Source organism: Pseudoalteromonas sp. MMG006 (assembly GCF_018101025.1).
Lineage (GTDB): Bacteria > Pseudomonadota > Gammaproteobacteria > Enterobacterales > Alteromonadaceae > Pseudoalteromonas.
Genome location: NZ_JAGJEJ010000022.1, coordinates 34,693 through 46,611, shown reverse-complemented (window position 1 = coordinate 46,611; position 11,919 = coordinate 34,693). Strand labels below are relative to the sequence as shown.

General features: G+C 37.0%; 8 protein-coding genes and 3 pseudogenes. 4 read left to right on the top strand and 7 right to left on the bottom strand.

Annotated elements, in window-relative coordinates:
• The first annotated feature begins 90 nt into the window (after nt 1–90).
• Nucleotides 91–549, top strand: a complete 459-nt coding sequence (locus J8L73_RS16700) for a hypothetical protein (RefSeq protein WP_211018782.1) — start codon at nt 91–93, stop codon at nt 547–549.
• A gap of 327 nt (nt 550–876) precedes the next feature.
• Nucleotides 877–1,108, top strand: a pseudogene (locus J8L73_RS19420) (IS30 family transposase); the annotation flags it as partial.
• A gap of 118 nt (nt 1,109–1,226) precedes the next feature.
• Here J8L73_RS19420 and J8L73_RS16695 read toward each other — a convergent pair.
• The 3 genes and pseudogenes from J8L73_RS16695 to J8L73_RS16685 all read right to left on the bottom strand — a co-directional run bounded on the left by J8L73_RS16695 (nt 1,227) and on the right by J8L73_RS16685 (nt 5,111).
• Nucleotides 1,227–2,266, bottom strand: a pseudogene (locus tag J8L73_RS16695) (IS481 family transposase).
• A gap of 354 nt (nt 2,267–2,620) precedes the next feature.
• A complete protein-coding gene (locus tag J8L73_RS16690) occupies nt 2,621–3,415 on the bottom strand; it encodes a 4'-phosphopantetheinyl transferase superfamily protein (protein WP_211018780.1) in 795 nt (264 codons plus the stop codon).
• A 467-nt stretch (nt 3,416–3,882) separates the two neighbouring features.
• A pseudogene (locus J8L73_RS16685) lies at nt 3,883–5,111 on the bottom strand (IS4 family transposase).
• A 327-nt stretch (nt 5,112–5,438) separates the two neighbouring features.
• Here J8L73_RS16685 and J8L73_RS16680 point away from each other — a divergent pair.
• Both J8L73_RS16680 and J8L73_RS16675 read left to right on the top strand, forming a co-directional pair.
• The gene (locus J8L73_RS16680) at nt 5,439–5,657 is read left to right on the top strand and encodes a hypothetical protein (RefSeq protein ID WP_211018778.1); all 219 of its coding nucleotides are present in this window, start codon (nt 5,439–5,441) and stop codon (nt 5,655–5,657) included.
• Complete coding sequence (locus J8L73_RS16675; protein ID WP_211018776.1) at nt 5,644–6,762, top strand: serine hydrolase domain-containing protein; 1,119 nt, start codon at nt 5,644–5,646, stop codon at nt 6,760–6,762. The genes J8L73_RS16680 and J8L73_RS16675 overlap by 14 nt, the downstream gene beginning before the upstream one ends.
• Here the strand turns inward: J8L73_RS16675 and J8L73_RS16670 are convergent.
• The 4 genes from J8L73_RS16670 to J8L73_RS16655 all read right to left on the bottom strand — a co-directional run bounded on the left by J8L73_RS16670 (nt 6,738) and on the right by J8L73_RS16655 (nt 11,730).
• Entirely contained in the window at nt 6,738–7,496 is a 759-nt protein-coding gene (locus J8L73_RS16670; protein WP_211018774.1) for a thioesterase, read from the bottom strand. The two genes, J8L73_RS16675 and J8L73_RS16670, sit on opposite strands and share 25 nt — an antisense overlap.
• A gap of 99 nt (nt 7,497–7,595) precedes the next feature.
• Nucleotides 7,596–8,762: a cupin-like domain-containing protein gene (locus J8L73_RS16665; RefSeq protein ID WP_211018772.1), complete on the bottom strand. Its 1,167-nt coding sequence runs from the start codon at nt 8,760–8,762 to the stop codon at nt 7,596–7,598.
• Between the two features lie 26 nt (nt 8,763–8,788).
• Nucleotides 8,789–10,045, bottom strand: coding sequence for an HlyD family efflux transporter periplasmic adaptor subunit (locus J8L73_RS16660; protein WP_211018770.1), 1,257 nt, complete (start codon nt 10,043–10,045; stop codon nt 8,789–8,791).
• Nucleotides 10,046–10,056: 11 nt separating this feature from the next.
• Complete coding sequence (locus tag J8L73_RS16655; protein ID WP_211018768.1) at nt 10,057–11,730, bottom strand: ABC transporter transmembrane domain-containing protein; 1,674 nt, start codon at nt 11,728–11,730, stop codon at nt 10,057–10,059.
• Nucleotides 11,731–11,919 lie beyond the last annotated feature (189 nt).

The window sequence follows — 11,919 nt, the reverse complement described above, 5'->3', positions numbered from 1 at the left end:
TCTTATAAATTTTGATTTTTTCACGCTGTTTAGCGCGATTTACTGGATAGCATAGCATGGTCGTCAGTTATTAATTATCTGGTGTTTTCTATGGATTGTCAGCAATACTCAATGGCCGAGCGATGGCTTAATTTATTTGAGCTGTGTTTGGGTTTGATGTTTTTTAGTGCAGGAGCTTTCTATGCTTATCTGTTTTGTATGACAGGTAAAACTGATTTCATACTGCTTTTTGTGACGTTCATAGGCTTTGTAGCTGGTATAGCAATGATAGGGAGAGCCATCATTTGTATGTCTGCTTGGCACTCACATCACAATCAAAGGAGTTGTAATCGAATGTTTACTTTAAAACGAATTGGGCATGATGACGTCAAATTAAGTGATGTTAAGACGCTTGAAGATACAGTTAAAAAACTAGTTTCGTCATATGCGTCTATCCGTATTACTAAGAAGAGTGGGTTGAATAATGTTATCTTCGTTACCGTTGAAAATGGGGTTGTAAAGGATACATATACGGGAGAATTGATAGACTTTGAAGCATTGGGCAGTTAACACCATGAAAGTGTTTATATATTGGCTAATTCAAAACCCTAACATCTTAGCTATGATTTTATTAGCTTTCCTCTTACTCACCGCGATTATATTCATAATTTTATGCTTTAACTTTAGCCTGGCTTTAGGGTTGCTTTATTTAGTGTGTGAATACGCGGCTGTACGCTTCCTACTAATGCCTTTCATTAGTGAAGTGCTGCGCCCATAGCTAGCGCATTAATAGAATAGCTTGGTACGCTCCATGAGCATGCTAATAGCTCTAGACTCCCTGTTTTTAACTTTAGGTGATAGTAAATCTTTGAATTGCGCTGTTTCAAATACATGAACTTTTTTGACCCCCAAAGCCCTTGGCAAAGAGGCATAAATGAAAACACTAATAGCTTACCAGACTATACTTCCCGAAAAAGAGGTGTGTTTAGCCAAGCATTCTCAGAGTAGGTATAATGACGTGGCAAACCAGTTAAATAACCGTCCTAGGAAAATATTGGACTTTAATACACCATTACAGGCAATTGAAAAGGGTGTTGCGTTGACAAGTTTAATCTACAGAGTTTTTTAACAGCGCATTGTCGCTTTTTAGCTGTTTAACTTGTTTTTCTAGTTCTTGAATACGGATTGGTTCAAATATAAGTTGTAGTGGTTCTGACAGATACCAACTTTGATGGGTGTCTGTCAGATTAGGTTTGGGCTAAATTCTTTTCAGCCCAAATCGATTTACCATCAAGTAATGTTTCATTTGGCGTCCTGCCGCAGCACATTTTCCCCTGATGAGTTCTTTCATTGTTGTAGTAATCTAGCCATCCGTCCAGATCTGATTGAAGCTCATCAAGGCTAACATAAAGCTTTTTGCGAAATGTAACCTGATAGAACTCCTGCAATATGGTTTTATGGAATCGCTCACAGATGCCGTTAGTCTGCGGTGACCTGGCTTTGGTTTTCGTATGTTCAATATCATTGATAGCCAGATAGAGCTGGTAATCATGAGTTTCAGCCTTACCGCAGTATTCAGTTCCCCTGTCAGTTAATATCCTGAGCATTGGCAGCTCCTGAGCTTCAAAATAAGGCAAGATTTTATCGTTTAATATATCGGCCGCAGTGATTGGCGTTTTGGTCGTGTACAGCTAGGCGAAGGCGATTTTGCTGTAGGTATCAACGAAGGTCTGTTGGTAAATTCGGCCAACGCCTTTGAGGTTGCCGACATAGAAAGTATCTTGAGAGCCTAAATAACCTGGATGTGCAGTTTCAATTTCACCGCAAGCCTCATCATCCTGCTTTTTCGCTCAAGCGCTGCAACTTGCTCTTCGGTCAAAATGATATTTTCTTGTGCTACTTTCTCTTCTAATGCCTTAAGGCGTAACTTAAAGTTATGGAGGTTATGCCTGAGCCAAACCGAGCGCACTCCGCCAGGGGAAATAAATTGACCTGTCTTATGCAATTCATTACTCGCTCGAAGCTGGCCATGGGCTGGAAGCGCTACCGCATATTCAACAACAGCATTCTCGACATCAGGATCAACTTGATTCTTTTCGTTTGGAACTCGGCGAGACTGACTAATTAAATTATCAATTTTGCCATCTTCGATTAATTCCTGATACCGATAAAACGTATCTCGGGACAGGCCCATTACCTTACAAGCCTTGGAAACATTTCCAAGCTCTTCTGCTAAGTTTAACAAACCGACTTTGTGTTTGATGATTGGGTTGCTAGTATGAAGCATGAGAGTTACCTTTTTGTTTGATTTAAAGATTCGACACCTTTAATCAAAGTTGGTAACTCTCATCTTTTCAAATAGATGCGTCAGAACTCGTCCGTTCTAATTCATATAAGTGCACTCGCTTTTAACGTAACACCTTGTAGTTCTTTTCGGTATAGGCTTACCCAGCGTTGAATTGATGATAATCCTATATTCATCTCTGCTGCCGAATCTTTATTTTTATAGCCGTGAATAATGAATAGCTCCGCACATTCACGTTTAAATTCTACTGTTAATGTTTTTCTTTGGCATTTTGACCTCGTTACTTCGTGAAATTTTACCTCTAACAAAGTCTTTAGCTAAATCATACCGTTACTGTTATCGGTATAGTACACACCTTGTAAGAACCATCCCATTCTCTATCTGGTAGTGACAACTGATAGCAGAAGGTAAATCGTGCGCTAGTATAAATGCCGAGTCTAGCTTAAAATCTAGCCTAGCTAGCTTACTGTTAATATTTATCAAACAAGCTTTCTCAAATCCAAAATACTCCCCTACTTGACTAAATATTCCTTTAAATAAGGACTCTTTAGCAGAAAACAAAATTGTAGTTGCCACATGGTCTGAAATTCCGACAGCTTTTAATTGTTGAAGTTCATGAGTGTTATGCACCTGAAGAGCAACATCTTGCGCCTGGAGTGGGGTTAATATCACCTCTAAATCAATTCCAATACCATAAAACACATTTGCATTTCCCACTGCACATAAGGCGCAGTCAGAAGTGTGACTAATACTTCCCACAATGTTTTCAGGCCATAACGGTTCCCTGTGTTTTCCACTAAGAACAGTGTATGCAGCCATGTCTTGTTTCGATAGTTTTTCTAGTGCTTTAAGAGCGCAGTATCTTCCGACTAAGTACTCTGCTTGCCTCTTGTTAACCGCAAACTTTAAATTATCGCCTTTAACCACGTTGTATTTACGAAACAACCCTGTATTGTATTCGCTATAGTCAAACTGAGCCCCTACTACTGAAAGGCCTGTGTCACCGCTCCAATGCCCTATCTCCGTTATAAAATTATCTAATCGACAAACGTTGACCTGCTTCCAGTTACCATAACTCAAAAATAACTTTTGACTGTAGTTTGTGCTTTTTAAAATCGATTCAGTTCCCATAAAGCTATGATAAATAAAATTTTAATACAATTGTACCTTAAATAGTGGTGAAGACAATCCACAAACGAGAAAATAGCTACAAAATTCTCTTTTAACAAACTCTATAATCTAAAATCAGCAGTAAATTTATAATCTAAACAATAAAAAATTATTTAGATTTTTAGCAGTTTTCAAAGGTTTTTTAGCCTTCAAACTTTATTAAAGGTGAGATAGTTCCCAAAACGTCAAAATTTCGGTAGTTCAGCAATTACGTCTCACCAAGTCACCACGTAATTCATTTGGTGAATAATTATTACTTTAAAAGAAAAGCTGGTTTAAAGCCTGTCAATGATGTGAAGAAAAGTCATATCGTTTGGTTATAGCTGTTTATATGTTAATCCATGGTTATACAAGGAAACATTAAATGAAAAACTTAAAAATCATGACTATGCCAACTGATAAGTTAGCAGTAACTCATAGGTTGGACATTAAGAAGTAACCGGCTCTAATCCATATTGTAATCGACCGATTTCTTTATCTCTGTCTGGGTTCGCTCGTTTGGCATATTTCGACAGGAAATTAATTGTCCTTCGCCATGTTCGTTTTAATTTTGATAACGCACTATGCGTTATCGATTCCATTAGCTGATAAAACCAGCCGTGAGTATTTTTTGCCACCATAAAGGTCGATTACTCAATACATTTAAGCTGTTGAATACTGAACCCTATGCGTCGCTTAACCAGTTGCGATAACAAGCTAGCCCAAATCAGCCCCTCCATCATAGTGGCCTTACGTGTATTGAATTTCCTTAAGTTACAGTAAGATTTCCATTCTTTAAAAAGCAGCTCGATTTGCCAGCGTAAGCTATACAACTTGATTATCGCCTGTGCACTAAGCTGTTTCCTATCCAAGTTGGTAACCCAATACGTTGGCTTATCCTTACCTGCTGGCCAGCTAGCAATCATGCGATATCCCGTTTTACCCTTTACATCCATATCGACAACGCCACTGCGGCGAATATGCTTTTTAACTTGCTTCAGCTTCTTTTGTGTAAACCGTTTTAGGGGCTTGCCTTTACCATTAACCCCTGCCAACACCAGGGGATTACAGGTTTTCTTGGCGCGTACTACGTAAAAGCTGCCCGCCTGACTAATTGCTTCCAAATACGAAAGCTTAAAATAGCCCCGGTCTGCCATAAACAAGGTTTTCGCTTCCGGCAAATAGTTGTACTCCGCCTCGCTATCGGCACTTACTGCAATCTGCTCCGGATATCCTTGCAAGACATCCCAGCCTACATGAACTTCGATGGCGGCCGGACTGATGGTAGTAAAACGCCCCTTAAATGTTTCCTGCAAACCGTTATGTACCGCAAAGGAACTACCATCTTGCAGCACGATTCGCTTAAAAGCCGATAACTCAACCTCTGCGCCAAGAACCTGTTGTTGTTACTGACTCATTGCCATACCAACCTGGCCCTTCATCATATCGACAAACTCAGGTTCACTGAGTTGGTTATGAAACGGTTTGTACTGTACATCCGTTTCAGTTAGCTTAACAAAGTAGCGATGTAAATCAGTTAAGGCGTCAACCGATTTATCACCTAATGCTGTGATTAACAACACCACTAAGTCAAACGGCTTGATGATTCGTTGCCGAACACAAAACTTGCTACTTTTCCAATTTCGTTAATTTTAAATTCATTTAGGACTTCAGTTATTCGCTGTAACTCAGTATTCTATTTGGGCACGCTCTGTTTTGTTTAATTTTGATGATTGTTTGACGATAACCATCAGATCAAATTCAGAGCATGTTTTCAATCTTTTTTCTCTTAAGAACCAACCTATGAACAGTAACTAAATCACCTTCCCAATGTTCAACAGTCCTAGTCTAGGGGAAGAGCATAAATTAATAAAAAGCACCTAAAAAAGTCTCCAAGTTTATTTGAGTATTACACTTCTTCACTTGAGTCTACAGAAGCGCTTTAACAGCGCATTGTCATTTTGTATTTGTTCAAGGATTTTACATTGCATTTATGGGAATTTTCATGTTAAATAAGAATCTCTTTTTTGGTTTTCTTATTGTTTTTTTACTGCCCATGGATGAAGTTTTTAGTCATATAAAGATGCTAATCGAGCAAATGGAGTATTTTTCTTCTACTCATAATAATACTGTTGATTCTAGCCAATACTCTAAAGTGAATTTATCAGGGGAAAACACTGAGGATGCAATATATGAATTGATGAGAATCTATGAAAATAATTAACCTAATATTTGGCGTTTTTTTCTCATTTTCAATTTGTGCTGCTAATGTTGAAAATATTAGCGACTTAAAAAAAAGCACAGAATCAAAGATTGACGCTATATTTGCGCCAATGAACAATGGTTCACAGCCTGGCTGTGCTGTAGGCGTATTCGATAAAGGTGGTGTAGTTTACGCTAAAGGATTTGGTCTTGCCAATTTAGAGTTTGAAGTTCCTATCACGCCCGATACTATTTTTGATATTGCGTCTACATCAAAACAATTTACTGCTACCTCTGTGTTAATGTTGAATAAGCAAGGATTACTTTCTTTAAAGGATCCTGTTCGAAAGTACATTCCGGAATTGCCCTCAGTAACTGCAGATATCACTATTGAACATCTACTCCATCATACAAGTGGAATTAGAGATTATATTCGGTTGTTTTGGTATAACAAAAAAAGTATTAGTGATCTCGTTAAAAAAGAAGATATTTTAAAAATAATCGTTCAAGAGCAATATGTGGACTTCAAGTCAGGACAAAAATATGTGTACAGTAATTCAGGTTACTTTTTACTAGCATTAATTGTTGAACGAGTGTCTGGAATACCATTTAGTAGATTTGTTCAACAAAGAATTTTTACCAAGTTGGGTATGGATAAAAGCGCCGTTATTGAAGACCCTCGTGTTGTCATCGCTAACAGGGCAAATGCGTACAAAATGAAGAAAAATAACGCTTATTATAAAGATCAGTCTGATTGGTATTCTGTGGGAGATGGTGGGGTGTTTACCTCAATTAATGAGATTGCTAAGTGGGAAAAAAATGCTTTTCATCCAATAACTGAATTTACGGAAATCAATCAACAATTATTAAAAAAAGGACAATTAAATAACGGTAAGCAAATTAGGTATGCTAGAGGCCTGAAACATGGCCGTTATGAAGGATATGATACCATAAGGCATAATGGGTGGTGGGCCGGATATAAAACCCAATTATTACGTATTCCAGAGTTACAAGTTTCTACAGCTGTGTTTTGTAATTTTGAATCAGCAAATCCAGTAAGATATGCGCTTGAAATCTTTGATGTGCTATTTGCAGATATTTATCAGAAAGCAGAGGAAGATTCGTAACTTGGGGTGATTACTTTTGCTATTTCTTGCACTACAGAAGGCCCCTGTCGATCAATAAAGAAGTGATCACCATCGAACATAGTAGGTTCACCGCTAGATTCAAAAAACTGGAACCAAGATTTATATTCAGAGTGAGTAATTGCATCTTCTAGGCCTCCAAATACAAAAGCTCGAATAGGAAATTTACATTTCATATTAAATCTATAAGTGTCTGCTATTTGAAAATCAGCGCGAATGATAGGCAATATTAGCTGCATTAACTCGTCATTCTTTAGGATCTCGTTTGGAGTTCCACTTAGTTTTCTTAGCTCTTCTTTAAATTCATGTTCAGGAAGGTCAAAACTTGTCTTTTCTCTAGGGGCTTGATGAGGACCTTTGCTTCCTGAAGCAAAGAAATTTTGCGGTAATGGCAGTTTTCTTTGATGCAACTGATTAATAAGCTCAAACCCCACTCGACTTCCTAGACTATGACCAATAATAGTATAAGGTTTATCGATAAAAAGAGTAAAGTGGGCAAGCAAATTTGCGACTAAATCATGCATAGTCGTATATCGAGATTCGTTAAGTCTAGCGCCTCTCCCTGGTGGCTGAATAATGACAAGTTCAACATTCTCGGGTAAATACTTAGTCCAGTTATAGTAGGTTTGGTTTCCTCCTCCTGCATAGGGAAAACAGAATAATCTGTGTTTTGCATTAGGCTTTGGACACGGAAACAATAACCATTTTGAAATCAAAATTACCTCGGTTCAATAATTTGTTTTGAGATTGGTGCAGAAAAAAAAGGAAAAGATAAAGCACTAACGCTTTATCTTATACCGTAATAAAGGAAACTGTTAACTGTAGGCATCAGACAGCTCTTTACTATTTTTCCAATGATCGATTATACGATTTATGTCTTTAGTGATGGATTCACCTTGAAGAGGTGGTGTTGTTTTTCTGTATGCACCTATGACGTGATACTTAATAAGTTCTTGGTCAAAAGCGTATTGATCGTCAATAACGGCTTTACCACTACCATACTTTTTCACCAACTCTTGTGCAGAAACTATGTTTCTCTTACCTACTGACTCAGGTAATTCTTCATTGTCGTCAAGTTTTTCTAATAGTTCTGTTACCCTTCTCTTGAAGCCACAGCCAATAAGATTCACAAATAGGTGTCGAGCGAAAGATTCAAAGTTTCTTTCATTGGTGAGTCGTTGCCAGTACTCATCTTTACTTTGATCAAAGGACATAAAGTAATTGGCCGACACACTATCGGTTAATGAAGTAATTTGGTGAGCCCAAAACGCTGGGATATAAATCATGTCTCCTTCATCAAGTATAATATCGTAATATGGAGCGTCTTTGATTTTCGGGTGTGCATTTATCGATTCTTGATCGTCTAAGTCAACAGGAGACTGAATAGCGTACCCTTGGTTCAGATTGTAATATAAGCAGTTGTCATGTTCATTGGAAAACAAGCGTACTCTTTTTTTGCCGGTTACCATGAATATTAGGTTGTCCGCTGCATCTGAGTGATTAAACTCATAGTGGCCTTTCGGGCCTAACCAAAGCGCAGGGCCTCTTACTATATTATCAGTGATCATCACGTTTTTTAGATCTTCAAACAAGCTGTTGTTTTCATCGTCCTGATCAATGAGGCCTTTGTTCATTACCGTAACGTAGTACTGATGTCTTTTGTCGTAATCTGGAGAAGACGGGTAGTAATAGCGTTCAATAAAGTCAGCTGGCATTGGCACATAATTATGCACAATTTTGCCTAGTCGATAATCTGTTTTATCTTTTATATCACGCATATGGAAATTAGGCTTGATAGCTTTGAAATAAGCATTCATACCTTCCCAGTCCCACTTTTTATTGTCAAACTTATTTTTAAATGCCTGTCTAAATACCACGGCTTTGCCTGGAGTGTAATACTCTTCAGCAAACTTCTTGCAAAGCTCTTCCGAGAAATCTTCATTAAACTCATCCAGGCTGAGTTTGTTGGTTAATATATCCATAACAATTCCTTTATTTTTATAATTTGTTAATAAAGAAGTTTTTTGTAGAGGTAGTAGTAAACTGGCACAGTATTAGTGATTATTTCAGCATTAACTGATAGTCCAGGAGCTAGGTTCATTTCCGGTGAAAAGTGTTCAATTTTTATTTGTGTCTCTACGAAACCATCCATAACGGATTTGGTTTTTTGAACTGAACCTGTGATATAGCCATAATCTAGGTAGGTGTATGCATCTAAGGTAATTTGCACTTTTTGACCTGACTTAACATATTTAAGGTCAGACTCTTGGATTTTACCTATCGTATAAAAAACATTTTCCTGAGGCACTATTTCTAGTACGCGCTGTCCCTTTGGTATGATATTCCCTAATTCCTCATCGAAATTATTTAGTAGCATTCCAGAAAAAGGGGCTTTGATAACTAACCCATCGATGACTAAATTTAACGATTCTTGTTCTATTTTTAGCGTTGCATTTGTGTTACGAGTTTTACTGATTTCATTTTCGATGTTGTTTATTTTTATTCTGATTGAACCAAGTTGTTGCATTGATTTCACCGAATAAAGATGTTCTAGTTCAAGTCTTTCAATGGTATTTTTTAGTGCATTTATTTCTTTTTCTGTATCACTAACATTGACGTTGTAGCGAATTACACGTTCTTTAATTCGGTTGTAGTAAGACACCGATACATGGGAATTTTGTACAGAATTCTTAACCCCTTCAAGTATTTCACTTTCTCTTCTTCGCAAATCTAACAAGCTCGCCAGATGATTCTGAACATTTTCCAGCAGTATTTTGTTTTCTTCTATTTCTCGTGAAAGTAATTTGTGCTCTTTTTCATGAATAATTTCAGATGTACCCAGCTCGTCTTTGAGGAGTTGTTTTTGACTTTCAAGAGAACTAATCAGCTCCTCCCCAAGTGCTAACGTAGCGATATTGGACTCAAGCTTTGCCTGTAAAACATTACTTGAAAGGTTTGCTACAATATCGCCTTTATTAATAATTGAGCCGTCTTCGACTTCTAACTGGTAACTATTCAATTCTTCTGGGGCATAGTAGATAAAATCAGGAACGCTTGTTGCCAAGCGTGCGTCAGTCAAAACAGCGGTTTCTTTGATTTGATAAAAAAGTAATATTGGTATTACAGAGATTACAAGTGCCAAGATGATTGTTTTAAAAACTCGATATTTATTGCCCCAGACGCGTTTTAGGTTTACTTCATTGTTATCTATGAACTCCACAAAAGTCGGCGATTGTTTAGTCTTACGTGTCGCAGAAATAACCATTTTTGCCACCTTTATTCACTTTCTGTTTTCATAGGTTGAACTCGTTCAAAATCATTGCTGCGAACATCAAATACTGCAGTAGGGAACAATACTCTTGGTTTTTGGTGTGTGGTAAACAGGACAATTTTGTCTTTTATATCTGCAATCATTTGTTCTGCGGCAACGCGCCTATTGATATCCATGCCTCTAAATATTTCATCAAAAATAAGAATTTGTTTTTCGGAAAAATAAACTCTGAGGAAAAAGATAGTTTGCTTCTGCCCTTCAGACAGTTGTATGCCAGAGGTTCCACCTAACTTGGTATTCCAACCTTTGGGAAGAGACTCGATAAACCCTTTTGATTCTAACAACTCTAAAGCGGTAGTCAGAGCATCAATTTTTTCTGGACGTCCAAGAAATATGTTAAATAGTACAGAACCTTCAAAAATCACATCTCCTGGTCCTGTATAAGAGGTAAGCTCACTCATTTCGTTCGTATTACTAACCGCTCGATTATTGACGTAAAGAGTGCCAGAAGAAGACTTAGTCATTCCTGATAAGTACAAACAAAAGGTTGTTTTTCCTGCGCCCACCGCTCCTTTCACATGTACAATATCTTGACGATAAAAAGTTGCTGAAGGAAAACTTAACTCCTTGTTACTTGACACTTTTATTTTTACTGAGCTAACACCAATGCTGTTTAGTTTTTGTTCGCTTAATTTGTTTTTACCTGCCGTATATTCGAAATCTTTACTGTCTTTGAGGAAGTCATAGATTCTGCGAACTTGCACACCTTGTCTTTGTAGCTCAACTAAAGAAGTAAAAATTTGAGAAATAAATTTAAATATACGATCAGATAAAGCTAATACGGTTACGATTTTACCAATTGTTGTATTTAATCCAGTAAACATCAGATACACGAGTAAACATCTAACAGTATTCAAAGCAATAAATTGTATCGTGGCGACAAAGGCTTGCAGTTTTATTCTAAAAAAGTGAAGTTTGTTTTCTAGGTTTAGATATTGGATAAGGTTTTTAGCTGAGGTTTGATAATAATGCTCAGTAAGTCCTGATGTTTTTATTGACTGAATATTTTCGATAATAAAAGAGGCGTTTGTGAGGAAGTTAGAGCGTTTGTTGAATCTTTCTTCTTCTGTTACTTTTACGAAATTGGATGTGACTCTGTATGTTAAAAACAAAATCACAGATGAGACCATAACAACAAGAAACGCTTGCCAAGAAATGATTAAAATAACCAAAGAACAGCACAACATTGCAAGTAAATTAGACCAAAATTGAACAAAGAAAGTAACTAAATAATTTTTTACACTTTGCGTCTCATACATTCTTTGAATTAATTCACCTTTTTTATATGAATGTATGCTATCAACACTGCTGTAAATTAGCTTATTGAGCATTTCGAGCAGAAGTTTGACATTCAAATACTTAAAAAGAATGCCATTTATAACACCACTAAAATACGTTAGCCCAACTCTAAGGCTATCGTAAATCACGAAAAATAGAATAAAGATATAAAGTGCTTTGAGTTCACCATTTGGAATGACGCTATCAATTAAATATTGAACAAATAAAACTGCGAAGGAAGTTAATACAATAGCGCTAACACTAACTAAAAGGAGGTTGTAAATCAGTGGTTTGGCTTTTGGGTTGTTGATTAATATCTTCTTAATCACGGTACTTCTCAACGAATAATTCCTTTAATCGGGCAGCCATGCTACCAGAAAGATTTTGTTTTTGATAGAGGAAATTGGTGCACATTTTGTGTTGGGTAAATGTGTTTTTCAAGTTACACTGTTTCGATATTGTTACTGTTGTACTTAGTTGGCAATGTTCTTTTTTTGTTGTTTTAGTGTTAGTACGCAGTATTTGGATGC